We start from the raw sequence: 26,011 nt of genomic DNA on the forward strand, positions 1-26,011 counted from the left end.
GTCAATAATTTATTGTTGATAAAAAACCTTAACTACGTATAATATCCCTATGTCTCTCTCTGCTACCACATCCAGAACAGACGCTCATAGGGTTTTTGCTGCTTTGTACCAGAAAAAGCGAAGCCCTGAACACCAGAGGAAAGTCGACGAGGTTCTTACCCGTAGTAATGATGTCTTCATTCGAATCGATCTTATCAAAAAACTCGACAAAGAATTTGAAGACAAAGAAAGAAAAAAGGCTCTGGAAAGAAATTATTCCCGTTCTAACGAGGAAAAGAAAGAGACCGGCAGGAATACGGTTCAGGAATATACCGATATTGAAAAATCAGTTCCCCAGAAAAAGCCGAATACAGCAATTGTTCCGATCGTTCCAAAAGAAAAAAAACATTCTTCTTTCTACGAATTTTTAAAACGCTTTATGATGCGAGTTCTCGGGGTGGATGAAAGAATCAGCAACTTTTCGGATGACAGTGGTGCTATTATTTTCCCCATATTCAGTTCACACCCGAAAATTAGCCCGAAAGCTGAGTCTCTTTTTACAAATGCGAGGGAAGATGGAATCCTGGATACCCTGATAGCTCTTCAATACTGCGAAGCCAATGGATGGAGATTCTGGGATCGCAAAACCTATAACCTTGTCATGAATTTTAGTCGCTTTATAAGGGAGTTTTTAGAAGTAAAGCATAAGGTGGAGAATGTAGTTACAGCGGAAGAGTTTTTAAATGCTTCCAAAAAGCTTCAAATGTACTACGCAAGGCATGTAGGGGAAAAGGATTCGAGACAAATTATACTGCAAAGTGTTTTGGAATTGATAAAAAATGAGGAGAAATTCACTTCTAAGATCAGGAAAATTTTTTATACCTTAAATTATCTCCTTGAATTAGAGAAAAATAGACCGCGATTGACAGATGTGATTTCCGGTTATTATACAGTTGCTAAAAACAAAATGGTTTCCTGGGAGAATGTAGTTTCTTTACTGGCAGCTCCTCCCATTGAGACCAAAGAATACCAGGGTTCCTTAGAGGTCATTGAACAAATCCGGGAAACGACCGATAGGTTGGAACGGAATTTAAAAGAAAAACTCATAGAAATGGACGCTAAAAAAAGGATTAAGAATAGCTATTTTATTTTTGATTCTTCAGGAAAACTGGTCTTTAGCTTTATTAATAATGTGGTGAATGACTATTTACAGAACTATTATTTCACAAAAGAAGTTCTGGAAAACCTGAGATGGAAATTTAAAAATTTCCCCCACTGGTTTTTACAATTGGCGACTTCGGACTTAAAAACTGTTTTTTTCCCGGTTTTGAAAGATTATGTGGGAGTTGAAGAAAGCGGAGAACTCCAGAGTATTTTAATCGCGAATAAAAATGTTTTTTTTAATGAGATTGAGCAGATTTCAAAAATACAATCGGTAATAGAAAACTTTAACAGGCGTTATTCTGATTTTCAACTTACATTCGATAAATTTAGTCTGGATTTCACCAATGTAGATAATGATCAGGTAGAAGCAGAAGCCTTCCAGCTTATACGGGATGCTTCGGATCTTTTTGTGAAATTTGCCCGAAAACTCGATATTTTATTATCCAATCACCGTGCAGTTCAGGAATTTGAAAAAGATGGGAAAATAACAGATGAAATGCTTCGATCTTATATAACGCCCGTTACGGATATGAGGCAAACTCCCCGCTTTATTCCTTATTTTAAAGCCAAATTGGTGAGCGGAAACCGTTTAAATGGAAGTACCATATTTAATGTGATCTTTGAATTTACGAAGTGCTTATATAATTATGCGGCAGTTTTTAAAAATGGAACTGTAATGGGAATGCTTGCCGGTGAAGAACGTTTACAGGCGGAAATTGATAAAATGAAGAAAGATTATACACGGCTTACCGGTAAACCCTTCGATTATGTTCCGGGTATAAACCCTCAAAAGAAATAATACCGCAATAGGATGGAAATACGTGAAGTATAAGTTTTTTTTAATATTTAGCTTTTTATTTTATTTTTCTCTTTCGGCACAGGTCGGTTTTCCCGGCATGCGCTATCATTATCAATATAATATGAAAGATCATACGGAGACCCGTTTTAAAGAATGGGTTCCGTATCGTTTGCATAAATGGGATCCTAAATTTTTAGAAGATTATTACGAACTATACGGTTTAAAAATGCATTACGGAGAAAATGAACTTCGTAAAGATATTTATTTTTTAAAAATAGGACTGAAAAGCCGATTCCGGCATCCGAGAAATGCTCTCTGTCATGTGAAGTCTGAGGAGGAATATCATAAATACAGGCTTCTTTTGTTTATGCACCTGAATTTACAGATTATGAGGTCTTATATGAGGATAGGATCTTTATACGATAAGCGACATTTATATTTTTATAACCTCGATTTTGCTCATGAATTAAATAAATCCTTCCAAACAGCCTTAAGTTTTTATAAGCAGGCCAAGCCGTTCTGGGCAGATGCAAAGAAACAGGCCCTCGAAGCCAATAAAATTTTAAAAGATATTGATCTGGGAACTCTTGAAACGGAGCGCTATGATATATCCACAGGAAAATTAAATTTCGAATATATCATAGATACCCATATTGCGAGGTTAGAAAAGAAACTAAAAACGGTTCAGGAGTATTTACGAAAGCACCCGGATGCTGATAAACCTGCCATCGAACAGGGGGATTAGGATTCTTCATTCCCCCTTGCTTCTCGTTTTATACGATGTTCTTTATATTTTAAAATTCTATAGTGTCAAAAGTATTTTTAGGAATTTCTTTTATTCCTTCAATTGTATAAATTTTATACTGTGCTTTTTCCTCATAAATAATTCCACGAATTTTTGTACCATCCTTCAGTACCGCAGTTTGAATGGTTTTTCCGGTTATTTCCTGAATTCTCTTTTCGAAATCTTCAACTAAAAGCGAATTTCGGTCTTTCATTAACTGTTGAAGTTTATCTTCCATGCTTAACTTTTCTGCCGGTATCGCAGGGAGTTCTTTAAATTCAGAGAGTTTTTTATTTAGAACTTCTGCAGTTAATGTGGTTTTTTCCGTAAGCAGCTTGAGATCATTTTCCTTTTGCAGGATTTCACTGACCTGTTTTTCATTTAAAATTTTTAGTTTTTCAGTAATTTTCTCTTCTGGGCTTTCTTTTATAAGCTCGACAATCTCCAATTTTTGAAGAAAAGATTGTAGTTTGGAGTGTTCGAGAGATATTTCTTCCCCCTGTTGTAAAATTACTTCCCGACTTTTAAAGTATTGCTGAATGTTCTTAACCGCAGGGAGTTCCAGATACTTCGGTTTATTTAATACCTCTATATTTCCGTTTAGAGCAACTTTGCCTTCATATACAATCAGGCTTGAACCTTTTTGTTTATCATATTGCAGGCTTAATTTTGTGGCCCTTACCGCAGCGATAGCTGTAGGTGTACGATAATAAAGTTTATCTTCTTTTTTTTGTACATTAATATCCATAACTCCTTTCTTTAAATAGATGAAACGGTTTTCTCCATTATTAATTAAGGATGCTTCCGAATTTTCTCTTAAGCGAATCACTACTTCTGATTTCGGAGAGATAATTTGAAAGTCACAGATAGTTTGTTTACCTGTAATAATAATTTCTCCTTCTTTTAGAATATCTCCCATTTTAACTGTTTTCTGGTTTATTTGTGTGTCTCCAAAAGTGAAAACAATGAAAGCTTTCATTGTTTGATTATCATCAGTTGATTTTAATGGTTCTATACAATTCGATAGAGTCAAGAAAACCATAAGAACTAAGCTTAATAAATTTATATTCATATCATCTCCTACAGGTTATAATTCATGATTGCGTGAAATGCTTTGTTTAGCAATCGGAAAAAATTAGGGCTTCATCCTTTCAGGTAGAATCTTCTTTACCCTTTATTAAGCTTAAAATCCCCTGTATTTATGCTTGAATCAAATTTGAAGCTTCCCGCAAATTGGGAAGTAAGTGTGCCGGGAGACAAATCTATTTCCCACCGAAGTGTATTATTTTCCGCTCTTGCAAAAGGTACTTCTGAAATTCATGGATTTTTAGAGGCGGAAGACCCTTTGAATACTTTGAAATCTTTTTCGCAGCTTGGTTTGAGTTATGAGAAAACCCGGGAAGGCATCTATATAATAAAAAGTCCCGGGAAAAAAGCCCTGCAATCCCCGAAAGGAGAATTGGATTTTGGAAACGCCGGGACGGGAATTCGTCTTTCAGCAGGACTTGTGGCAGGATTAGAAGGAGTTTCCTGCATTCTGACGGGTGATGCTTCGCTTAGAAAAAGGCCTATGATGCGGATAATCGAACCTTTACAGGCCATGGGAGCGGACATTCGTTCGGAACAGGGTGATGGTCGGGCACCTCTGCATATCCAGGGAAAAAAACTCAAAGATTTCTTTTATAAAAGCCCCATAGCCAGTGCCCAGGTAAAGTCCTGTCTGATGCTCTCGGCTATTTCTTCGGACATACAACTAAAATACGAAGAAGAGGAACTTTCGAGGGATCATACAGAAAATATGCTGCGTTTTTTGGGAGGCAGTATACAGTATGAAAGTCCACTTCGTTTTAAAATACTTCCTCCTTTTACATTGGAAGGAGCGAAATTTAAAGTTCCCGGTGATATTTCTTCCGCAGCTTTTTTCATGGTTCTCGGTCTTCTGGCTAAATCCGGAGAAATTCTTATCCGTAATATTGGTTTGAATCCCGCCAGGATAGGTATTCTTACAGTGCTAAAAAGTATGAATGCGAGAATTTTTATCGAGAAAGAAAGGGAAGAGTGTGGGGAGAAAATTGGAGACCTGAGAGTTCTTCCTTCGGAACTTAAAAAAACCGAGATTCCAAAATCCCTAATCCCTTCTATTATAGATGAAATTCCTATTTTGAGCATAGCCGGTCTATTTAGCAAAGGGGGTTTTTCCATTCGCCATGCAGAAGAATTGCGGGCCAAAGAGTCAGACAGAATACATTCTATGGTGATAAATCTTCGGGCTCTCGGCTTGAAAGTAGATGAATTTCAAGATGGTTATGAATTCGACGAGGTAAGAGAATTAAAACCCTGCCTGATTCAGTCTTTCATGGATCACCGGGTTGCCATGAGTTTTTATATTTTAAAAACCCTGCTACCTGTAGAAATTCAGATCGATGAGGATAGTTGGATAGATACATCTTTTCCGAATTTTAAAAAAATGCTTTCTTTATTGTAATTTTACCAATTTGGTATTGACTTATTTCCCTATGTAGTTGTACTTGTAAAAGTTAATCCACTGTCCTTACTAACAGAATAGCTAGTAGAGGGCAAATTTATTTCTAGTTCCGGAAAGCATTGAGTTCACAAAATCCAACTTCTATAGAGCAGAACGAAACCTTCGACGCAGCATTTTCAAAAATACTGGAACAACCCCAGTTTGATGCTGATTTAAGTTTAAAGAAAGGTACGTTAATCACAGGGAAGGTTGTGGATGTCCACGACCAGGAGGTCTATATTAATATAGGCCAGAAGTCTGACGGGAAAGCCCCCTTAAGCGAGTTTTTAGAGCCGCCTGAAATAGGTGATACGGTTGCAGTTATCATCAAGAATAAGGAAAGTGACTCTGAAATTTATAACGTTTCTAAAAAAGAAGCGGATCTTCGACAGGGTTGGGAGTCTATCAAAGAAGCCTTTACGAAGAATCTTCAGGTAGAGGGGAAAATTGAGTCAGAAGTTAAGCGTAAGGGCTATAATGTGAGGATGTTAGTAGACGGGGATATAAGCCTCTTTCTACCTATTTCTCAACTTGTTACCCGCGGGAAGTTGGACGACTTAAAAAAGAGAATTCTCGATTTTAAGATCATTAAGCTTTATGACAAACGCAAGACCGGTGTTATTTCCCAAAAACAGCTTGTTGAAGAGATAAACAAAGAAAAATGGGATGCTCTTCAGGCCAATCATAAGGTTGGAGATCGGGTTGTCGCTACTGTAACCAAGGTGGCAAGCTTTGGTGTTTTTTGTAGCGTTGATGGGATTGAGGGTTTACTTCGTCAGAATGATATTTCTTATAAGAAGTATGCTCCTTTTAAGCAATATTTCGCGGTAGACCAACAGGTAGAAGTGATGATACTTGAAATGGAACCGGAAAACAACCGCTTAAGCCTCGGAATTAAACAAATGTTTGAAGATCCCTGGGTTTGGGCCGGTCGTGAACTCGAAAAAGATATGATTGTTCGAGGGGTTGTTACCTCTTTAACTAATTTTGGTGCTTTTGTAGAGTTAAAAGAAGGTCTGGAAGGTTTGATTCATACTTCTGAATTAACCTGGGCCAAAAAACCACCGCATCCGAAAGAAGTCCTAAAAAAGGGTCAGGAAGTAGACTCTATCGTATTAGATATTGATGTTGAGAAAAAAAGACTTTCTCTGGGACTCAAGCAACTTATGCCGAATCCCTGGGATAATCTGAGTTCCAATGTTCAGGTTGGAAATGCTCTGGAAGGGAAAATCACCGGTATTACTAAATATGGTGCCTTTGTTGAGGTCGAAAATGGCATAGAAGGTCTAATTCACGTTGGAGATATCACCTGGGATGAAAAAGTAAAAGATCCTACTACACTTTTGAAGAAAGGTGAAAAAGTTAAATATCAGATCTTAGACATAGACACCTACGGTCAGAGAATTTCCTGTGGCTTGAAGCAATTACAGGAAAACCCATACGAAGTTCTTCGTAAAAAATATCCTCCAGGCCATATACTGGATGGAAAGGTTAAGAGTGTTGTTTCTTTTGGAGTATTTCTGGAAATCGAGCCGGGTTATGAAGGTCTGGTTCACGTTTCACAGATACCGGAAGGAAAAGAGGTAAACCTTGATGAGAATTACAAGGTAGGAGATGTAATTAAGGCCGTAGTTTTGAAAATTGAACCGAAAAATAAAAAGATTTCTCTGTCAATTAAAGACTATGCAAAAGCTCTCGAAAGGGAAGAAATGTCTAAATACATCAAGTCTGATGATTCTCCTTCCAGTGAAAGCCTCGGAAGTATTATCAATTCCAGTCTACGTTCTTAATTACAATGTCAAAGAAATTCGACAGGAAAAAACACAGAGACGAACTTTATTACAAGCATCAAGAAGAGAAAGAGCAGGATCCTTTTAAAGACTTTGAAGGTCCTCGCTCTGAGTTATATTTACTCAAGTTTTCTCATTTTATGTCCAAATACCGGAAAAATATAGTTATTGGTATTCTGGGCTTCTTTCTTGTAATTATTTTTATTCTCTCTTTTTTTGAAGTTCAAAGACACCGGGAAAATTCGGCAACTCTTGCTATAGAAGAGCTGGAGTTGAAGCTGGAAAAGGAATCTACTCTAGATATAAATAATAAAATCCAGATGTATGAAAAATTCCGTTCTGAATACTCTGTGGCATCTGCTGATCTCCGTTCAGCTAAAACTTTATCCGACCTTTTAGCTGAAAAGGGAGAATTTAAAAAAGCGGCTGAACTTTTAGAAAAAGCTTCAACTTCTATTAATCAACCTGTAGAACTTAAAGCCTTCTATTTATACATTGCAGCTTCTCATCGTGAGTCTGCTGGAGATACAAAAGTGGCTCAGCAGAACTACAATACTGTGGTTCAACTTATTGGTAAAAACAGGGAAATGCCTGTTTTTCAGGCCTGGAGTCTGTATCAATTAGGTAGATTGCAGTTTGTGAATGCAAATAAGGAAGAAGCTCTTAAGAATCTAAAAAAAGTGCTGGAGCTTGATCCCAAAACACCAGACCCCCAACTTTCTGAAGTCAAAAAGTTTGCTACTTATCTTATTTTAAAAATTAACAGGGGTTAATTATGTTAACCCTTGCTTTACCTAAAGGCAGGATGGCTGATGAAAGCATGGAGCTTTTACAGAAAGCCGGCCTGATTCGTGAACTTCCGGATCCTGATTCCAGAGAGCTTACCTACACCGATTCTTTGAAAAACATAAAAATATTTCTTGTAAAGCCACAGGATGTTCCTACCTATGTGGAGGAATGTGCTGCTGATGCAGGAATTGCAGGTTGGGATACCCTTAAAGAAGGTTCTTATGACCTGATTGTTCCTCTAACTCTTGAGATTGGGCGTTGTAGACTGTCCCTGGCGGGACATAAAGATTTTAATTTGGATAGAGACTTTTATAAGTTAAAAGTGGCTACAAAATACCCTAATTTAACAAAACAATTTTTCTTTTCAAAAGGGATAAGTTGTGAAATCATCAAGTTGTATGGAAGCATTGAACTGGCTCCACTTTGTGGACTTTCTGATTGCATTGTAGACCTTGTATCCAGCGGCGAGACACTCAGAGCGAATGGCCTTTCTGAAATTGAAGTGATATTACCTTCTACTGCTAGACTGTTTTTTAATCGTTCTGCATTATATAGAAACCGCCTGGAATGCCTGGAGCTGATCCAAAAATTGCAATCGGTTTGTGCTGCTTAGGTTCGTTTATTTTTATTTAAAAATAATCAAAAAAATTTATTCTATTTTACTCCAGAAATCCACTTTCTATGCTTGAACTAATCAAGGGTTTTTTTAAAATAATAAATCGTTGTTTTTTAAAGGGTAATTTACGATTATTCTATCAAATAAGGAGAAATACATGATGTCAAATAAGAGATCACTTATCATTACTTTGCTACTTGCTGGTACTTTGTTCTTAGTGAATTGCTCAAGTGCCCAGAAGGCTGAAGAGGGTGCAGGGGACGTAACGGATGCAGCGGTAGATACAGCTACTGATAAAGCAAAGGAAGAACTTGCCAAAAGAGCTACCGGAATTTGTGAAAAAGGTGATTGTAAAAATGGGGAAGGCACTATGGTGTATCCCGATGGAAATAAATACGAAGGAACCTTTAAAGAAGGCAAATTCGATGGGAAAGGAAAATTCACTTTTTTCAATGGCGATGTGTATGAGGGTGACTTTGTAGGTGATAAGTTTGAGGGAAAAGGGGTTTATTCCTTTAATGGTGGTGATAAATATAGCGGGGATTTTAAATCAGATGCTCTGGAAGGAAAAGGAGCTTTTGATTTTAAAGATGGCCATAAATACAATGGGGATTTTAAAGCCAATAAATTTGACGGTCAGGGAGAATTGGTAAGCAAAGGCGGCTCTAAATATAATGGTGGCTTTGCTGATAATAAGTTTAATGGAAACGGAAAACTTACTGATTCGACCGGAAAAGTTATTTATGAAGGTGAATGGGATATGGGAGCTAAAAAAGGTCAATAACCCTTACTTATCGAAAGGCTGATTTTAGTAGCCTTTCGATAAAATAACCCTTTATTAAAAACACCGTAAAAACCAAAATAGCTTCTAATTCAATTGAGTAAGGAGCCTGAAAAAGGCTCTTACTTGAAATAAAATCGTTTCTTTAATATTCTTTCAGCATCTTCTTTCAAATGTGAATAATATTTTGATAAAAAAAAGAAGAAGACTGACGATATTCAAACAGGGGTTTATTAATGCAAAATTATGATTATTCAAAACAGATTAAGTTAGACAATCGAAAACATATTTCACAAAACGAAACACGAATATCTCTTCATTCTTATTCCAGTTATAATCAACAACCTGCCAGCGCAGAAGGAACTGGAAAAAGCTCTATCATGAATCTTATTAGCGGAAAGTCTCATCCACAGAGCCAGCCCCTGTCTTTCATCTATTTATTTGTAGGAGCTGTTCTTTTCTTTACATCCGGTCTTGTTGTTGGGATGAAAATTGATCAAAAAGAAAGTCTATTTGCTAAAAATGAAGTAAATACCTTCAAAAACGTGGGCCAATCTGAAAAACCTGCTTTTAGCCCTCCCGGAGCAGAAACCGCCCTTGAAGAAGAAAAAGAGCAGATTGAACCCAGAAAGAAACTTTCTCCGAATGAAACTTCTGTTCCAACCGGTTTGAAATTTCCACCCAGAGCCGATAGCCTGAACTTTATTATTCAGGTGGGGCAGTTTTCAAAAGAAGATGCGAATAAATGGGGGCGTTTTTTGATCCGTAAAAAACAGAGTTTCCAGGGTAGGCTTTTACGTACATCCAGCGGGAAGCTTTATTTAGGTTATTATTATTCTGCAAATAAAGCTCGTAGAATTTTAAAAATGCTAAAAACAATGGAAGAAGCACCTTTTGAGAATGCTTCTATTAAAAAAGTAAGATTTTAATTTAATCAGTATATATCGGAAAATTACTTGACAGCTAAAAAGGCTGTCACTACGCTTTCTTCGAGTTTATACGGAATAATATAATTATTATTATAGGGGTACTACTATTTCAGATCCAGTTTTTAAAGTCGGTGACTATATTGTATACCCTATGCATGGGGTTGGGGCTGTAACAGAAATTAGCAAACAGGTTATCCTGGGTCAGAAAAGAGATTGTTACAGCTTGGAAATGCAGGGAAGTAAAATGAAAGTCATGATTCCAGTAGAAAAAGCCAAAGAGGTTGGTATCAGGGCAATCATACCCAAGAAAGATATAAAAAAAGTTCTGAATCTTTTAATGAAAGATGAAGTTGATACTGAAGAAGACTGGAAAGTTCGGTATCAAAATAACATGAATAAAATTAAGTCCGGTTCAATCTACGAAGTAGCGGATGTCTGTAGGAATCTTTTCAGACGGGCTTATGGAAAGGAATTATCTATCATGGAGCGTAAACTTTATGAAAGTGCTTATAATCTGGTTAAAACAGAGATTGCACTGAGTAAGGGCGTGCCCCAGGAAGAAGCGGGAAATATAGTTTCCGATATTCTTGCAAATTCTGTGCAATCTAGTCTCCAAAAAGAAAAAGCAAATCCCGATGCAAGCGACAATGATGAATAAGCTCCGATTAAACTCAAATTATATTCTTCAAGGATTTGAGTATGACTCATCTATACAGAATTCTAACATCTTTGTTTGCAGGGCTTTTAACTTTTGCCCTTGTTTACTCGAATAATGGAATAATTATAGATCCTATAGTTTATTCTTTTGTAGCTTTCCTTATCCTACTTATTTTCTTGTACGCTGAGGAAAGACTTTTAAAATCTATAAAGCCTGAAAGTTTATTTATGTCGATTTTCGGGCTTCTTATTACTCTGAGTGTTGCCTATCTTATTACTTCTCTCATGAAACCCGATGGAACTATGGGGATTAAAGCTCTATTATTTGTGTTCCTGGGCTTATTGGGGATTCGCATTGGTTTTCAGTTATCAAAAAAGGGTTATATTTTTCCTTCCAATTTAAGTGGAGTAGTTCCGGGTGGTTTTCAGGTACCGGCTGGAGATACAAGGCCGAGGGTAAAAGAGAAAATTTTAGATACTTCCGTGATTATTGATGGAAGGATTTTAGATATAGCCGACACGCATTTCATTGACGGACCTTTAATTCTTCCCAACTTTGTGTTGAGAGAAATTCAGCTCATTAGTGATTCTTCCGATCCGATTAAACGCGCAAGAGGTCGAAGAGGGCTTGATATGCTAAATAAACTCCAGAGGAAGGGTTCTATAGAAGTTAAGATCACCTATCAAGATTATACAGATACACGGGAAGTGGATGCTAAACTTATTAAACTCTCCCGAGATCTGGATGCCAAGCTTGTGACGAATGATTTTAATTTGAATAAGGTGGCTGAACTACAGGGAGTTGATGTATTAAACCTGAATAATCTGGCGAATGCCCTGAAACCGGTTGTTTTGCCGGGTGAGGAAATTGCGATTCAGGTTATCAAGGAAGGAAAAGACGAAAATCAGGGGATTGGCTATATGGAAGATGGAACTATGGTTGTTATCGAAAATGGCGGGCATCTATTAGGAAAGGATGTTCGGGTTGGAGTAACTTCTATCATTCAGACAGCTGCCGGGAAAATGATTTTCACAAAAGTGGTAAAATAACTTGAAAAAGCTTTGGGCTTTAGTTTTTGCCCTCTTTCTTATTTCCTGTGCAGCGAGCCAGGGAATGAGGATGGAGCCATCTTCTGCGAGTTCAAAGGTTTCGGACGGGAGTCTGGCCGGTCTGCAAAAGCAGGAAGGTCGGATTCTTACCTATACGGGCAGTATAACTCTGGAAGTTCCGGAGAACGAAATTTCCGATGTAATGGATAAGATGTATAAGCATATAGAAGAAAAAAAGGGATTTTTAATAAGCAGGGGAAGAAATCATCTAAATGCAAAAATTCCGGCTTCAGACTTTATTCATACATTTAACTGGATGAAAACCCTCGGAGAAGTAAGAGCTGAAAATATACAGATACAGGACATTACTGAAGGATTTTATGATTCTAAAGTTCGTCTGGATAATGCTCTAAAACTCCAAAAACGCCTTCTGGATTTATTAGAAAAAGCTAAAAATGTTCAGGAAGCGGTTGAGGTAGAAAAAGAGCTTTCCCGTGTAACAGAGAAAATCGAGACGTTGAAAGCCAAATTAAATCTTTATCAAAAGCAAATCGATTATTCAGAATTACATGTGTATCTACGCGAAAAATCTATTCCGGGTCCTCTGGGTTGGGTTTTTGTCTATGCGTATAAGGGAATAAAATGGTTTTTTGTTTGGGAATGAAAAGACCTGTTAAATTTATTATTACAGTTTTATTTCTATTTTTTGCCGGGAATTCTGTTTTTGCAGAAAATATCTATAAATTTAAATTGAAAAGCATCAGTGGTAAAACTATCCCCCTTTCTTTATTGAAAGGGAAAGTTATACTTATTGTGAATGTTGCTTCTTATTGTGGTTTTACGTATCAATATAACAGTCTTCAGAAATTATATAATAAGTATAGGAAAAAGGGACTTGTTATATTAGGTTTTCCTTCCAATGATTTTGGAAACGAAGAACCTGGTTCTAATACCGATATCCGCAAATTTTCCCATATACAGTATCGAGTTGAATTTCCCCTTATGTCTAAAGTTCGGGTAAAAGGAAAGCATATACACCCTCTTTATCGCTATCTCATACATCATTCGAGGTTTAAGAGTGATATACGCTGGAATTTCGAAAAGTTTCTTATAGATAGGAAAGGAAATGTAGTGGCTCGAATTCCCTCTCCTATAGAACCGGATAGTACGAAAGTTGTGAGTCTTGTTGAGTCCTTATTGAAACAGGACGAATCTAATTATTCTTCTTTATCAGGTAATTATAGGTCATCCAATAAGGATTAAGATTTATCTTCTATATTTTCTTCTCAAAGCCGGGATTATAACGCCTATCTTCTGAGCAATTAACCTTGTGATAGCATGGGAGTCGATTTTCTTTTGGAGCGGGTTTATCCCCTTCTGTGGTGTGGGGAATTTCTATAGGAATTCTTGGATATTTAAATCCGTGAACCAATTCAACCATAGCTTCTTCTCCGTCTGAAGTCTCTTCCATTTCAATCTCTACCAGGTAAAAGTTGGCGTATTCCTTCAATTCGATTAAGGTAAAAGGAGAACTTAATACTTCTCCGAAAATGAGTTTTCCTGTATTCGAAAACTTGTCTTCAAGAGTATAAATTAATATCTTGAATCGTTTGGCCTTTGGTTCACTCAGGATTGCAAGGCCTGTTCGGGAAATATAGTGAGGAGGAGTTAAGATATAGTTGACCTTACTATTCTTTTTAAGATGTATAAAAAAACGACCCGGATCAACTGCATAACCTTTTTCACTGAGTTGTAAGCTTGCTGTGCGAACCGCTTCTTTCAGATTTTTTTTCGGAGCACTTGCATTAAAGATAAGACTCAGAGAAAAAAAAGCCATTAAGATATATTTTTTCATCAGCCTTCCTCTATAAGTTTTTTGAGTTTTAATAACTCTTGCTGTAGCTGGATTACTTTCTCTTTACTAAGGGTGGGTTTATTTGAATCCATGCTGGCTTCTAAACTTTTTAAGCTTCTTTGAAATATTTGTATAAACTTAAGATCTTTTGGAATTTTTTCATCAAGAATCATTTGTTCAAATATACCCAGATATAGATCCGCTATATGAGGTTTTCTTAAAACATGGGTAAGTTTTTCCTCATAGTTTTCTGCAAGAAAAGAGCTAATGATTCTCATTGTTTCTAACCAGGAACCAAGTTGAACGAGAAAAGCCAGTTCTTCTTTTTCTTGATGACGTAATTCCTGTTCCATTTCTTTTTGGATAGCTCCGAATATAGAAATAATTCTTTCCGGTTTTTTCTCTTCTATAAGACCGTTTCCGAGTCTTTCTATATGCTCTCTGAGTTGTTCTGTTAGTTCTAAAGATTTGGCTAATTTTAGAATAATTTTACTGTTTTCCTGCTTGTAAGAGGGAGAAAAAAATACGGCCAGTGAATTTGCGATGCGATTTCCAAAGTTTAGAGCTGTTGCATGAATGCTGGAATAATCGGAGCGGGATGAGAATTGGACATACGGACTCAAGTCTCTAGGCCCCGAGTGCTGTAGTTCTATGAAAGTATAAGCAACAGATGGTATTGAATAGTGTCGACTTTTCAGGGTAATATGGTAAGCACTGGGCTTGGTTTTTCCGGGAGTCTTTGATAAAAAATACATAATAAAAATTGCAAGTAGCAAAGGTAAAAAGATAAATAACCACTTTTGTTTATAAACACTTCGTAACATATTTTATTCCAATAACCATTTATTTTCATTCAAGTATCGCATGGTTCTCTGTATTCCGGTTTTTAGATCAACCTGTGCTTTCCAACCAATATTTTCTATTTTTTCTACTGATAACAATTCACAGGAAACCATTTCAATACTTTCTTCTTCCGGGTTTAATACGAATTCTATTTTAGGGTTTAGCTTCAGTTCATCGATAGCCAATTGAATACAGTCTTGAAAGTTTAGAAATTCCTTAAGTGCTATATTATAACTTTCAAATCCACTTAAATTCGAATCAAGGCACAGTAGAATCGCCTGAACTAAATCCGATACATGCAGGAAAGAACATGTTTTATTGGTAGAAGACGTGATTTTTATATGATCCGGTTTCTTAGATAGCGTTTTAAAAATATCAAAGAAAAGCCCTCTGTAATATCTTTCCCCGATTATTGTTGGAGTTCGAAATATACAAGTTTGAATATCAAAGCTATGAGAATAAGCCTGCATGAAAGCTTCTGTAGAAATTTTTGAAGCAGCATATATGGAAGTCTGACTTGGGAAGAAACAATTTTCCTTTACCGGATCTTCTAAAAAGCCTTCCTTACCATAAACTTGTGCCGAAGAAAGAAAGAAAAGAGATTTAGTCTCGTTTTTTTTCATAGCTTCTAAAAGATTAAAGCTGGCAATAGTATTTTGTTGTATACAACGGGAAGGATTTTGCTGACAGAGGAAACTTCCTTCCAAAGCTGATAAATGAATTACTACTTCATGTCCATTCATAGCTCCTACGAGCTTTTCTGAGTTTAGTGTATCGCCCTTGATAAAAGAAAAATTTTTATAATTTCTGGCTGAATTTAAATTGGCTTCAACACTACTTGATAGATTGTCATAACAGGTTACTTCATGACCGAGTTCGAGTAGTCTATCGGTAAGATGACTACCTATAAAGCCAGCTCCTCCTGTTATAAAAAATTTCAATGATTAAACCTCTGTTGGATTTCTGGATCTATATTCAAATCAAGGAATTCTTCTCGGGCGACTCGAAGATCTGTAGAAAGTCTTTCTTTGAATGAATTTAGATGGTTCATAAGTTCCCCTTATCGTTCTCTACATCCTATTTATTTCTTACCATTCTTCTTTTTCAAAAGATTTTGAATATTATTTTTTATCCTTGTGCTTGACATTAATCTTTTTTACTGTTATTATACCATTATCGATATATTCGTAGAAATGTAGTTATTTTTGTGCAATGAGACAGCAACTCTTTAAACGAAAAATTTTACTGGTTGAGGATGAATTACTAATAGCCAAGTTAGAGTCAAGGCTTTTAGAAAAGCGAGGCTACGTTCCTACCTGTGTTTACAGTGGAGAGGATGCTATTCAAATAATAGATGAAGCCCCGGCTGCTTTTGACCTGATTTTAATGGATATCGATTTAGGTGATGGAAAAATAGATGGAACCGAGGCTGCAGCTCAGATACTCAGTAAAGTAGATATACCCTTACTTTTTCTTTCGAGTCATACGGAACCGGAGGTAGTGGAAAAAACGGAAATGATTACCTCGTATGGATACGTGGTTAAAAACTCGGGTATAACCATTTTAGATGCTTCCATTAAAATGGCTTTTAAACTCTTTGAAGCCAAAAGGGAAATTTATGAAAAAGAAAGCCTCCTTCTCACGATAGCAGAAAATTTTCCGAATTCCTATATTTCTATTATAGAAAAAGATTATACAGTTGGCTTTAGTTCCGGACAGGCTTTTAAGAAGAAAAATCTGGATCCGGAGATGTTTGTAGGAATGAATCTTCGTGATGTTTTTGGTGAGCTTGCCGGTATAGTTCAAGAAAAATACAAAAAAACCTTTGCAGGCGAAGAATGCCTTTTTGAACTGTATATTAATGACGGCTATCAAAGATATAGAACGGTACCCCTTAGAAATAAAACCGGTGAGATATATAGAATCCTTTCGGTTGTAGAAGACTTATCTTATACGGTGAAAAGTTCGGATAAGGCATAAACAATATCTCTATTTTTTATGCAATTCATCGTTTGGAAAATTATTCAAATCTATCCAAAAATGATAAAGTAGGAAATTGTGAGGATATATTGTATTTCGCTTAATATCTTCAGTATAAGAAAAAATATCATCGGAATTTTTATTTTGATATTTTACTAAATTGCTTATCGATTTACTTTTACAAATTTTATTAATATTTTTTAAAATATCTATTTGGTTTGAGTTTTGAATGTAACCGATCATTGCTCCGGAAGTAGTCCCTTCTCCGTAAGACCATTCCTTTTTTATAAAACGTAATATACCATTTTCTACATAGGCTTTACTCATATATGTTTCACCAAGCCGCTTACATTCAATCGTAAATACTATACTATATGTTATTGAATCAACAGGAGCATTGTCATCAAGAATTTCCCATTGAAAATCAGGTCTTTTGCCCATTCTTCCATTTCGAATTTCATCGTCTTCATAAGAAATTCTTTCTGCTTCATAAATCGGTTTTCTATTTCTAATAAAATTGCCGTATCTATCTTTAATTTTTATTCGACTTGCTTTTAAAAAACACCGATTCAATATAAAATTTATCGAATTTTCCTCTACCTCTTCTTTTGACTCTTTCTTTAATAACAGTAGAGCCTGGAATATCATTTCCAATAAGTCATTTTCTAATTCCTGCCAGTAGTTAAACTCAAAAAGAGAAAAGTCACTCATTTCTTCTCTTTCCTTTGCCCGTGAATCGCTTGAACGAAAATTGCATTAGCATCTTCAATTGCCGAATTTTTTGTCCAGAGTCTTTTTTCATTTCTTTTTATAATAACAATGTATTTTTCGGATATGATTCGAAAGATTCCATCTATATAAATTTGTTTTGCCAGCTTTTTTAGAGAAGCATTTGATAGTATAGATAAAACATCCTTCCAGTCTTTAATATTTGTATCTAAATTTGGTATTGGTGTATTTTTTTCGTGTGTATAAAAAATAAAACCGATCATTGGGGAATTTTCAGGACAGAGCACTTGCCAGATAAGTTCTCCTTTGGAAGCGACTTTTGGATTCCAAATATTTAAGAACGTTAAAATATACTCAGTCAATTCATCCTGTTGCTTATGAAATTCCAGATCTTTTTGTAGACCGTAACTTAACGTATGTTTCCAGTATAGCTTGCTAAGTGCAAAACTTTTCGTATGATTATAAAGTAAATCAAGACGAAGCCCGCAGGTTTCTTCAATTAAGTCAATTTCGGATTCGCTTAATTCGAAGAGTTCATAAATAGCTTTATTTAACTCTAATTCCATATGAGAAATTTTATTCTCAAATAATCCATTAACAGGTGCATATTCCTCATCTGTATTTCTTAGCTCATCTACAATGTCTATGATTCTTTGTTCTAAATTTTTATCTTCAGGAAAATGGATTGGGAGTTTAAGATATTCATTTACAAATACTTCATGATGCCACCTTCCCCAATCGGTAGAGATCATAAAAAGAAAGTATTTTCCGAAAGAAGACCAGAGTATAGCAAGGATGATTTTATATTTAACAAGATTTGGTTTTGATAATTTAATACCTATTATAGAATTTGTAAAACAAAAGTCCATTTCTTCTAATCTCGCCATAATCATTCCTGTTTCAGTTTGCTTTTGCTTTATACCTCTACTGACGATTAAACGCAGACCATAAAAAATATCTTCTAAACCACTCCTATATAAAATAGGTGGTGGAGGATTGCTTAAAAAACTTAAGTTAAAATTTCCATATTTTCTAAATTTTTTAATTGAAAAGTTTCTATAATCTTTTTTCCATCGTCTCTGCTTCTGATTTCTACCTTTTATAATGTATCCCTGACCAACTGTTTTTTCCGGATCAACATAATCTTTTAATCTGTCAAAACTATTCTCCAAATACTCTATCAAACTTCGATCTCTATGTCCTCCCCACCAATAGACTTTCCAGAGTTTATGATTTTGAATGAAGTCTTCCTGTCTAACAAGCTTTAAATCTGTTTTATGTAGAATAACTACTTTAGTAGAATTTATCTTGCTTGTCATTTTGGCAGTCCAGTATTCAAATACATTTGACTTATCTAATGGATCTTTTGTAAAGATTACAGAGGCAAAAGGAGATATGGAATCTTTTTTTCGACCACCGCTGAAAAATACAGCTCTTACGTGATCAAAGTTTACAACTTTTTGCAATAGTGATTGTTGTAGCCAATTATTTCTAAAATCAATGCTGATTCCATGTTTGAAGAAAACTCCTGAAGAAACAAGAAGACCTGCTCTTCCTCTCTTTTTTAAAAAATAGAGCGATAATCCAATGAAAGCCTGTGATGGTTCTATATCTCCTATTGGGAAACCATTTGTTCTACACCATTCCTGTATAATTTTCTTCTGCTTAGAATCTAATTTGCTTCCCCATGGAGGGTTTCCTATAACAACATCAAAGCTTTCTTTAGAAAAGCTTGTTCTGGCACTTTGTTCTAATTCTGAAATTAGGAATGCATTAGAATCCACCAATGTGTTAAAGTGATTTTCTTTCTTTTCACTCTCTTTAAAATAGATTAAAGGAGGAAGTTTTCTTTTTTGAGATATATTTTCTAAAATATCTTTAGGCTCTAAATGATTCAATAGAGCGAAATATAAACTAAAAGATGTGATTTTCAGTGCTTCCGGATTGATTTCAATTCCAAAAATTTGATTCTTTAAAATCGCAATCAGTTCCATAAAAGAAAGTTTCTTTTTTGATTGGGAATAGTTATATCGAATAATTCTTTTGAAGGCTTCTACTAAAAAGATTCCAGAACCGCAAGCGGGATCTAAAATTTTAGGCTTTTTCTTTAAAACATCATTTGTGAGTGTATCGGAAACTAAAAACTCCACTAATGTAATTGGAGTATAATTGGTTCCTTTTGTATCCTTCACATTTTCTTCATGATAGAATTCTTCATAAATAGAGCTTATAATCTCAATTGGAATAAATTTGAAATTATATGCCCAGAAGAACAATTTATCATCCTTTACATCCCCCATTAAAAACTTGGAAAGTAAACTTAAATGCTCTTGCTTTACAGCTTTCTCCTCAGCAGAATTTAAAGAAAACATATCTCCATTAAAGTCTTCTTTTAGCTGTTTAAATAAAGTGAAAGTAAATTTTTTATTTTTTAGTATTTTGGAATAGAATGCATTTTCATTCGATTCAATGTCAGGCTTATCATTCTTACGGTTTAATAATTTTATCCATTCCTTATTATTGCCGGCCACTTTTAAGTAGTAATTCTTGGTTAAAATTTCTCTATCTTCCAAATACTTGATAAAAATTGAACGACCAATTATCGAATGAGCATATTTTAATTTTTTAATTCCATTTTCTTTATCATTTAAACCCTTATCAATAAGTTCTTTGCGAATAGTATTTAGATCTTTTATAAACTGAGATTCAGCTCCACCGAAAACATTCGTTATCGAGAAATCATAACTTTCCATTTTCTCTCGGGTATAGTCTTGAAAGATTTCTAAAATATCACCAATAGCTTTTGTGTTTTTTAGAACTCTCTTTTGTATATCTTGCGAATTTTTTAGAGGTAGTTGGGTTAAATCAAAAAGACTCAGTTCTCCCGGAGAGGAAACAAATAAAAACTTGGGTTGCATCATACACCAGGAATTATTAAATATTTCTATGATTTCAATTTGATTCTCAGCGTTTCCAAATAAAATTAGAGGGTGTTTTTTTACGAAAAAAATATGAGAAAGACCAGAAATACCTCTGGCACTTTCAATCCAACCTCCTAAGTCCAGCCAGTTAACTTTTGCTTCAGAATAAAGATCAATCAAATTACCGGATTTGTAATCCAATAATTTAGTTACATCCTGAATGACTTTAGATTCCCTGATCTTTTCTGATTTCATAATTGATTCTATTTTTTTCAAAGTATTCTATATGACAACAAAGAATTACTCCTATCTAAGGCTAAAACAGATATTGAAGCATATTCAGGAGATCCTTATATAAGGGAATTACGTTTTCTCCTCCTGCTTTAAGTGGTTCCGGAACGAAAGTAAGAATAAAACTAAATAGAAGGGTATATCCCAGAACCTTTCGTTTCCAATCAAGAGGTTCGTAACTATCGGGCACGTAGGGATGTTCCACTTTTACCAGTTTATAAATAAGCAAAGACCAGATAAGCCAGGTTAAACTTAATAGATTCATAAATAAGAATATTGTAAATAAGTAATGAATCCAGTTTCTGTATTTTTCTCCGAAGAGTGAGTAGATTACATGTCCTCCATCTAATTGTCCGAAGGGAAGCAGGTTTATTGCTGTGATAAGTAAGCCTACCCAGCCTGCCTTAGCGAGTGGATGAAGGATGATATCTACTTGACTTGGATCGAAATTTCCAAAAATCAATTTGGCGCTGAAGTATGTAAAAAGACTGTCTCCAAAAATGAGTGTGTTTGGATTATCAATAATTCCTTCTACAGATTTCAGTTCAGAGAGGTAAAGTCCACCTATCCAGGCAGGTAAAGAAAGGATAAGACTCATGAGCGGACCACCGGCTCCAATATCAAAAAGCTTTTTCTTATCGGGAATGGGATCTTGAACCCGAATTACAGCTCCCATGGTCCCTATTGGTCCGAGAGGGAAAGGGATGAAATAGGGAAGAGTCGCTCGAATGTTATAGTATCTCGAAGGCAGGTAGTGTCCCATTTCATGGCAAAAAAGAATGAATAGAAGTGAGAAAGAATAGGGTAGCTCGAGGAAAAAAAGACGAAGGACAATAGATGGTTCCAGGAAAAATATAACGAAAGTATTCTGCTGAAATGTTGTACTAATGAAGGTTAGTAAGAGAAGGAAAATGTGAAAAGAAAGACTATGGGTTTTCAAAAGTTTATCCAAAAAGCAAGTTATTTAAACGTTTATAATTATGTATGATGAGTTTCGTTTTCTCCAGTCCACCTTTATTTATATCCGGATGGTATTTCTTTAAAAGCTCCTTATATCGATCTTTTAACTCATCCTTGCTGCAATTTGGCTTGAGTGAGAAAAACTGGAGTAAGGAATAGAGCTCTGAATCTATTGGTTCACCTGTTTCGGTTTTAAAACTTTCCTGTCTGGATTTTCCGAATAGTTCGTAGTAGTATGTATCTCGAAATCGTTCGGTTAGGCGATAAAAGGATATTCGGTGTTTTACTATAGCATCTTTTAAAAACTTGAACAGAAATTCATCGATCCCATAATCCGGATTTATATTGTTTTCATCTAAGAAAAAAGCGATACTCTTTTTTATAATATTATCCATTTCGAATACAGAGGCAAAATAAGAGTCAAAGGCATCATCGAAGGCCAGGGTGGAAGAAGATAGTAAAAGTAAGAGTTCTGTATCCGGTTCGTGTTTTTCCAAAAGAAGAATCAGGATCTTTTCAAAGGTTTTTTTTAACTCATTTAGCTCCTTTTTTTCTATGTAAATCCCGGCACGGATAAACTTATCTTCGATTCCATTAACTTTTAAATAATGCTCGATGATTCGTTTTAGTATAGGGAAATCCTCTCGGGTGTAATCTTTAAGAATACTGAAATTATCATAACGATGCTTTAAAGAATACAGAGTTCTGTAATATTCCTCTTTAGGTACGGAAAGGACAGAAAGCAAGGTGTCCTGAGAAATCGACCAGTTAAAATCGAGACAATTATCCTGAATCTCCTCTATGATTTCTTCAAGTGTTTGTTCTCTGTCCAGTATCCGGTTCATGGTTTTAACCAAGTTTTTTAAATTCGTTTTCCGATAAAATGGTAAAATATGAGTTTAGGCCGGCTACATTGAACACTTTTTCTATATGAGGCTTTAGGTTAGCTATGGCAAAATTCCCGTTTTTCTGTTTTATGAAATTCATTTCCTTTATTAACATTCCTATGCCCGAAGAATCTATATATTTCAGCTTTTCCATGTCAAGCACTACACTTTTTACTTTATCGGAAACGTTTTTTTCAATAAACTTTCTTAACTCGATAGCTGTGTAAATATCCAGACTACCTATGAGTTCTATTATGAAACTATTTCCAATTTTACGGCTCTTGATCTCCATCATTTATCCTTGTTTCATATTAATTTATAAACCATGATGAATTTATCAATAGAAAAAAGATGGTTTTGTAAAAGTATTACACTCTCATATATTTCATAAGGAGAAGCAAGGATGCAGATATATTCAGGTTATCATAGAAACAGGCTGAAAAAGCTAAATCAGAGGGAGTTTTCCGTAAATGGAAAATATATCCTTTATTGGATGCAGGCTTTTCGTCGTCTGGAATATAATCATGCTCTTTTTTATGCAGCTTCTCTTTCAAAGGAATACGGGAAGCCCCTGGTTATTTTAGAAGCTCTCCGCTCCGATTACCCCTATAATTCTTCTCGCCTGCACCGTTTTATTCTCGAAGGAATCTGCGACAATAAACAGGAAGCCAAGAAACTCGGACTGGAATACCATGCTTTTGTGGAAACAGGGAAAAATCCGGGAAGGGGCCTCATGAAACGGCTTTCATCAGAAGCTTTTGCTATTGTAACGGATGATTTTCCTGCTTTTATCATTCCTTCTCATAACCGGGCAATTGCCGAAAAAGCCGCCTGTCCGGTCTTTGCGGTGGATAGTAATTCTATGATTCCGCTTGAGTTATACGGAAAGCTCAGTACTACAGCTCGTTCTTTACGGATAAAGCTTCATGACCTGTTTTCTGAGGCTTTATCGCAAGCGGTGTATAAAAGATTGAAGAAAACAGATTTTATCCGTTCCGGGGAGAATTGTCTTCGAGATTTACGGGAATTTTCCGCTCGAAAAGAGGATATTCCTGAAGTTTTATCCCAAATTCAGTTTCAATACTCTGTCTTGCCGGTTCCGCAGGTGATAGGTGGAAGACAGGAGGCTCTGAAAATTTTGAAGAATTTTCTAAAATACAGGTTAATCGACTATTCAAGTTTACGCTCCCCTCCCCTGCCACCTGAAAGGCAGGCAGTCAGCGGGCTTTCGGCGTATTTACACTTCGGCCATATCTCTTCTGAAGAAATTGTTCGGGCTGTACTTTCTTATTATAAGGAAAATTGGAGTCCGGCTGAATTGATCCCGGAAAATAGGGGTAAAAATTCGGGCTTCTTCTCTAACTCAGAATCGGTGGATGGTTTTTTGGACGAGCTTCTTACCTGGAGGGATATTTCTTATCAGCTTTTTTGGAAGAATCCCGGATTAAAAAAAGATTTCTCCGTTTTACCCGATTGGGCAAAGCAAAATTTGGAGAAACATAAAAATGATAAGAGAGAGTTTATTTACTCCTTGAAGCAGTTTGAGAGTGCGAAAACCCATGATCCTATCTGGAATGCAGCTCAGTTAGAGTTAGTAAATACAGGAAAAATGCAGAATTATCTTCGAATGCTCTGGGGTAAGAAGTTAATCGAGTGGTCTTCTTCTTTTGAGGAAGCTCTGAATATCATGGAATACTTAAATAATCTTTATGCTTATGACGGACGAAATCCGAATTCTTACGGAGGGATTCTCTGGTGCTTTGGCCTGTTTGATCGACCCTGGTTTCCTGAAAGAAATGTGCTGGGTAATATTCGCTATATGTCCTCGGATTCCACGAAAAGGAAATTTAAATTAAAAGAGTATCTGGAATATATTGAAACCTTAACGAAAAAACAGGAGAGCTTGTTTTAATCCAAAGCGAGCCATTATTGACTCGCTTGCCTGGGTTTGAAATTCTTAAATGTAAAGCCGAAATTTTTATTCCTGATTGCTTTTTCTTTTTCGGCCTTTTTTTTCTGATTCTTTTGTCTCCTCTATTGCTTCTTCTTCGGCTATTTTTTCTTTATCGTTTAAGTCTTCTTTTTTACTGACAATACCTTCTAATATAGAAGCTTTATTTAAATCTTTTTTAGTGATATAGTTCTCAGTTACAGCCCTGCCTCCTAAATATCCTCCCTGACTTGTGATTAGAAGAGTATGCAGAGTTTCCGGAATATTAGGAAGTCCATTGAGAACATTCGCTCTGGATAAATAAAAAAGATAAATCGCGATAGAAATCAGGGTAAAGGTAAGAAGCTGTAGCTTAGGAAAGTCTATGTAGCCTTCCGGTGTGGTTACAATGTCTTTCCACTCCGGTTTTCCTTCTTTCTTTACAATTTCTGTTTTTCTGTCTATGAACTTGGAGCCTACCAGTCCTCCGTAACTGATACCCATCAATAGGACAAGAGAATAATTGAAATCGGGAAGCCCGGAGCTGTGTAGGATAAGTCCTGTACTTATAGCTACATAAAAATAACTTCCCATAAGAACGATTGTCCAGAGATAAGATTGCAGGTTTACGAGACTATAGGTTCGAGTGTGTTTATCAATAAGAACGTAGGATAGAAATTTTCTTTTACGAAACATCAGGGCCATTATAATTACGGAACCGATAGTGATAAGAATACTCAATATTCCCGTATAACGTCTCCAGTTCTTGTGGAGTAGGCTGATTCTTTGCTTGGCTGAGGGTCTGTAGTTGACCATCAGTTTTACCCAGAGTTTTTTTCCGGCAAACCTTTCTTTTAGATTCATATTCTCAATTTCTGAAGAGAGATAATCCGGTAGGGTAAAATGTAGGGTCTGTATTCCCGTGTCTTTATCGGCTTTGGATAAATAAAAAGGAGAAGCTAAGGCCACTTCTTTTTCCTTGTAATAATACTCTTCATTAGGTTTATCGGAAATTAGATACACATAGATATTATCTAAATTATCACCAAAATTTTTACCGGTAACCGTCATGGTATCACCTATAACACCTCCGTCGGGTGCTAATTTCAAGACCAGGGGTTGTTCATCCGGCCCCGACTTAATTGCTGGAAAGGTGAATGGCATAGAAAATACGGTTTCCCAAATATTTTCTTTTGTTTTTCTTCTAAGACTTAGGCAGGTAGTTTCTTTAGGAAGCTTTTCTCCTATATAACGAAATTCAAATTTTATCTTGGAAAAAAAATCACCTGTTTCTGAATGCCTATAATAGTTATAGGAACCGGGAACATAACTTGCCGGTATATCATCAAAGTATATATTCAAACCTGCAATGCCTATAACACCTACTTCTTCTGTCTTATTCGGAAATTTTTGCTTAACTATGGGTTTGTTATCTTTTGTTTTTTTTAAAACAATATGACCTTTTAGTAAATCCTCCTTACTTGAGTCAGATTTTATTTCTCCATCGAGGAGACGTTTATCTGCCGAAAGATCTTTGATTTGAATTCGTCTTAGAGAAAGATCGGTTTTTATGTAGGGACAGGTGCCTGTTGGACCTGTATTGATTAGATTTCCTTCTTTTAGTTCCTCTTCTGCCTGTACCGGGTTAAAAAATAAAAAAAACGTGAGAAATATTAGTATAGGTTTCATAGTCCCTGCTTTTAAAATTGTAAAAAATACTTGTGAAAATAAGATTTTTAATTATAACAGAAGA

The 26,011-nt window shown here is 35.7% G+C and carries 24 protein-coding genes; 14 read left to right on the forward strand and 10 right to left on the reverse strand.

Annotated features, from left to right (window positions below):
• Positions 1-49: 49 nt before the first annotated feature.
• Together H7A25_05625 and H7A25_05630 are read left to right on the forward strand one after the other, a co-directional pair.
• On the forward strand, positions 50-1,942 hold the full coding sequence (locus tag H7A25_05625) for a hypothetical protein (GenBank protein MCP5499360.1): 1,893 nt from the start codon (positions 50-52) through the stop codon (positions 1,940-1,942).
• Between the two features lie 7 nt (positions 1,943-1,949).
• Positions 1,950-2,687, forward strand: a complete 738-nt coding sequence (locus H7A25_05630; GenBank protein ID MCP5499361.1) for a hypothetical protein — start codon at positions 1,950-1,952, stop codon at positions 2,685-2,687.
• A gap of 49 nt (positions 2,688-2,736) precedes the next feature.
• On the opposite strand, the gene H7A25_05635 is transcribed toward H7A25_05630, so the two are convergent.
• On the reverse strand, positions 2,737-3,798 hold the full coding sequence (locus tag H7A25_05635; protein MCP5499362.1) for a FecR domain-containing protein: 1,062 nt from the start codon (positions 3,796-3,798) through the stop codon (positions 2,737-2,739).
• A gap of 129 nt (positions 3,799-3,927) precedes the next feature.
• Between H7A25_05635 and aroA the strand changes: the two genes are divergently transcribed.
• From aroA to H7A25_05685, 10 genes are all read left to right on the forward strand, one after another.
• A complete protein-coding gene (aroA, locus tag H7A25_05640) occupies positions 3,928-5,211 on the forward strand; it encodes a 3-phosphoshikimate 1-carboxyvinyltransferase (GenBank protein MCP5499363.1) in 1,284 nt (427 codons plus the stop codon).
• Between the two features lie 119 nt (positions 5,212-5,330).
• On the forward strand, positions 5,331-7,040 hold the full coding sequence (locus H7A25_05645) for a 30S ribosomal protein S1 (protein ID MCP5499364.1): 1,710 nt from the start codon (positions 5,331-5,333) through the stop codon (positions 7,038-7,040).
• Between the two features lie 5 nt (positions 7,041-7,045).
• Entirely contained in the window at positions 7,046-7,813 is a 768-nt protein-coding gene (locus H7A25_05650) for a tetratricopeptide repeat protein (protein ID MCP5499365.1), read from the forward strand.
• A gap of 2 nt (positions 7,814-7,815) precedes the next feature.
• Positions 7,816-8,442, forward strand: coding sequence for an ATP phosphoribosyltransferase (locus H7A25_05655; protein ID MCP5499366.1), 627 nt, complete (start codon positions 7,816-7,818; stop codon positions 8,440-8,442).
• Positions 8,443-8,605: 163 nt separating this feature from the next.
• The gene (locus tag H7A25_05660) at positions 8,606-9,229 is read left to right on the forward strand and encodes a hypothetical protein (protein ID MCP5499367.1); all 624 of its coding nucleotides are present in this window, start codon (positions 8,606-8,608) and stop codon (positions 9,227-9,229) included.
• Positions 9,230-9,462: 233 nt separating this feature from the next.
• Complete coding sequence (locus H7A25_05665) at positions 9,463-10,155, forward strand: hypothetical protein (protein MCP5499368.1); 693 nt, start codon at positions 9,463-9,465, stop codon at positions 10,153-10,155.
• A gap of 151 nt (positions 10,156-10,306) precedes the next feature.
• Positions 10,307-10,813, forward strand: a complete 507-nt coding sequence (locus tag H7A25_05670) for a transcriptional regulator (protein ID MCP5499369.1) — start codon at positions 10,307-10,309, stop codon at positions 10,811-10,813.
• Between the two features lie 41 nt (positions 10,814-10,854).
• On the forward strand, positions 10,855-11,862 hold the full coding sequence (locus H7A25_05675; protein ID MCP5499370.1) for a hypothetical protein: 1,008 nt from the start codon (positions 10,855-10,857) through the stop codon (positions 11,860-11,862).
• A 1-nt stretch (position 11,863) separates the two neighbouring features.
• Positions 11,864-12,526: a DUF4349 domain-containing protein gene (locus H7A25_05680; protein ID MCP5499371.1), complete on the forward strand. Its 663-nt coding sequence runs from the start codon at positions 11,864-11,866 to the stop codon at positions 12,524-12,526.
• The gene (locus H7A25_05685) at positions 12,523-13,125 is read left to right on the forward strand and encodes a glutathione peroxidase (protein ID MCP5499372.1); all 603 of its coding nucleotides are present in this window, start codon (positions 12,523-12,525) and stop codon (positions 13,123-13,125) included. The genes H7A25_05680 and H7A25_05685 overlap by 4 nt, the downstream gene beginning before the upstream one ends.
• 10 nt (positions 13,126-13,135) lie before the next feature.
• On the opposite strand, the gene H7A25_05690 is transcribed toward H7A25_05685, so the two are convergent.
• The 3 genes from H7A25_05690 to H7A25_05700 are packed head-to-tail and all read right to left on the reverse strand — an operon-like array spanning position 13,136 to position 15,501.
• The gene (locus tag H7A25_05690) at positions 13,136-13,717 is read right to left on the reverse strand and encodes a hypothetical protein (protein MCP5499373.1); all 582 of its coding nucleotides are present in this window, start codon (positions 13,715-13,717) and stop codon (positions 13,136-13,138) included.
• The gene (locus tag H7A25_05695; GenBank protein MCP5499374.1) at positions 13,717-14,541 is read right to left on the reverse strand and encodes a hypothetical protein; all 825 of its coding nucleotides are present in this window, start codon (positions 14,539-14,541) and stop codon (positions 13,717-13,719) included. The genes H7A25_05690 and H7A25_05695 overlap by 1 nt, the downstream gene beginning before the upstream one ends.
• A gap of 3 nt (positions 14,542-14,544) precedes the next feature.
• Complete coding sequence (locus H7A25_05700) at positions 14,545-15,501, reverse strand: NAD-dependent epimerase/dehydratase family protein (GenBank protein MCP5499375.1); 957 nt, start codon at positions 15,499-15,501, stop codon at positions 14,545-14,547.
• A gap of 271 nt (positions 15,502-15,772) precedes the next feature.
• Between H7A25_05700 and H7A25_05705 the strand changes: the two genes are divergently transcribed.
• Positions 15,773-16,540: a response regulator gene (locus H7A25_05705; protein ID MCP5499376.1), complete on the forward strand. Its 768-nt coding sequence runs from the start codon at positions 15,773-15,775 to the stop codon at positions 16,538-16,540.
• Positions 16,541-16,549: 9 nt separating this feature from the next.
• Here the strand turns inward: H7A25_05705 and H7A25_05710 are convergent, their stop codons facing one another.
• The 5 genes from H7A25_05710 to H7A25_05730 all read right to left on the reverse strand — a co-directional run bounded on the left by H7A25_05710 (position 16,550) and on the right by H7A25_05730 (position 22,620).
• A complete protein-coding gene (locus H7A25_05710) occupies positions 16,550-17,251 on the reverse strand; it encodes a hypothetical protein (GenBank protein MCP5499377.1) in 702 nt (233 codons plus the stop codon).
• The gene (locus tag H7A25_05715; GenBank protein ID MCP5499378.1) at positions 17,248-20,445 is read right to left on the reverse strand and encodes an N-6 DNA methylase; all 3,198 of its coding nucleotides are present in this window, start codon (positions 20,443-20,445) and stop codon (positions 17,248-17,250) included. The genes H7A25_05710 and H7A25_05715 overlap by 4 nt, the downstream gene beginning before the upstream one ends.
• Before the next feature lie 61 nt (positions 20,446-20,506).
• Positions 20,507-21,421, reverse strand: a complete 915-nt coding sequence (locus H7A25_05720) for a site-2 protease family protein (GenBank protein MCP5499379.1) — start codon at positions 21,419-21,421, stop codon at positions 20,507-20,509.
• 4 nt (positions 21,422-21,425) lie between these two features.
• Positions 21,426-22,286 (reverse strand): DnaJ domain-containing protein, encoded by an 861-nt coding sequence (locus H7A25_05725; protein MCP5499380.1) that lies wholly within the window; start codon positions 22,284-22,286, stop codon positions 21,426-21,428.
• A gap of 4 nt (positions 22,287-22,290) precedes the next feature.
• A complete protein-coding gene (locus H7A25_05730; GenBank protein ID MCP5499381.1) occupies positions 22,291-22,620 on the reverse strand; it encodes an STAS domain-containing protein in 330 nt (109 codons plus the stop codon).
• Between the two features lie 201 nt (positions 22,621-22,821).
• Between H7A25_05730 and H7A25_05735 the strand changes: the two genes are divergently transcribed.
• A complete protein-coding gene (locus H7A25_05735; protein ID MCP5499382.1) occupies positions 22,822-24,240 on the forward strand; it encodes a deoxyribodipyrimidine photolyase in 1,419 nt (472 codons plus the stop codon).
• 66 nt (positions 24,241-24,306) lie between these two features.
• Here the strand turns inward: H7A25_05735 and H7A25_05740 are convergent, their stop codons facing one another.
• Positions 24,307-25,947 (reverse strand): hypothetical protein, encoded by a 1,641-nt coding sequence (locus H7A25_05740; protein MCP5499383.1) that lies wholly within the window; start codon positions 25,945-25,947, stop codon positions 24,307-24,309.
• Positions 25,948-26,011: the final 64 nt, after the last annotated feature.

The organism is Leptospiraceae bacterium (genome assembly GCA_024233835.1).
Taxonomy (GTDB): domain Bacteria; phylum Spirochaetota; class Leptospiria; order Leptospirales; family Leptospiraceae; genus JACKPC01.

Excerpts from the sequence above, each read along its gene's own strand:
- H7A25_05625 (MCP5499360.1), top strand. The coding sequence starts at position 50 with ATGTCTCTCTCTGCTACCACATCCAGAACAGACGCTCATAGGGTTTTT.
- H7A25_05635 (MCP5499362.1), bottom strand. The coding sequence starts at position 3,798 with ATGAATATAAATTTATTAAGCTTAGTTCTTATGGTTTTCTTGACTCTA.
- aroA (MCP5499363.1), top strand. The coding sequence starts at position 3,928 with ATGCTTGAATCAAATTTGAAGCTTCCCGCAAATTGGGAAGTAAGTGTG.
- H7A25_05650 (MCP5499365.1), top strand. The coding sequence starts at position 7,046 with ATGTCAAAGAAATTCGACAGGAAAAAACACAGAGACGAACTTTATTAC.
- H7A25_05655 (MCP5499366.1), top strand. The coding sequence starts at position 7,816 with ATGTTAACCCTTGCTTTACCTAAAGGCAGGATGGCTGATGAAAGCATG.
- H7A25_05660 (MCP5499367.1), top strand. The coding sequence starts at position 8,606 with ATGTCAAATAAGAGATCACTTATCATTACTTTGCTACTTGCTGGTACT.
- H7A25_05665 (MCP5499368.1), top strand. The coding sequence starts at position 9,463 with ATGCAAAATTATGATTATTCAAAACAGATTAAGTTAGACAATCGAAAA.
- H7A25_05670 (MCP5499369.1), top strand. The coding sequence starts at position 10,307 with ATGCATGGGGTTGGGGCTGTAACAGAAATTAGCAAACAGGTTATCCTG.
- H7A25_05675 (MCP5499370.1), top strand. The coding sequence starts at position 10,855 with ATGACTCATCTATACAGAATTCTAACATCTTTGTTTGCAGGGCTTTTA.
- H7A25_05685 (MCP5499372.1), top strand. The coding sequence starts at position 12,523 with ATGAAAAGACCTGTTAAATTTATTATTACAGTTTTATTTCTATTTTTT.
- H7A25_05690 (MCP5499373.1), bottom strand. The coding sequence starts at position 13,717 with ATGAAAAAATATATCTTAATGGCTTTTTTTTCTCTGAGTCTTATCTTT.
- H7A25_05695 (MCP5499374.1), bottom strand. The coding sequence starts at position 14,541 with ATGTTACGAAGTGTTTATAAACAAAAGTGGTTATTTATCTTTTTACCT.
- H7A25_05705 (MCP5499376.1), top strand. The coding sequence starts at position 15,773 with ATGAGACAGCAACTCTTTAAACGAAAAATTTTACTGGTTGAGGATGAA.
- H7A25_05710 (MCP5499377.1), bottom strand. The coding sequence starts at position 17,251 with ATGAGTGACTTTTCTCTTTTTGAGTTTAACTACTGGCAGGAATTAGAA.
- H7A25_05715 (MCP5499378.1), bottom strand. The coding sequence starts at position 20,445 with ATGAAATCAGAAAAGATCAGGGAATCTAAAGTCATTCAGGATGTAACT.
- H7A25_05725 (MCP5499380.1), bottom strand. The coding sequence starts at position 22,286 with ATGAACCGGATACTGGACAGAGAACAAACACTTGAAGAAATCATAGAG.
- H7A25_05730 (MCP5499381.1), bottom strand. The coding sequence starts at position 22,620 with ATGGAGATCAAGAGCCGTAAAATTGGAAATAGTTTCATAATAGAACTC.
- H7A25_05735 (MCP5499382.1), top strand. The coding sequence starts at position 22,822 with ATGCAGGCTTTTCGTCGTCTGGAATATAATCATGCTCTTTTTTATGCA.
- H7A25_05740 (MCP5499383.1), bottom strand. The coding sequence starts at position 25,947 with ATGAAACCTATACTAATATTTCTCACGTTTTTTTTATTTTTTAACCCG.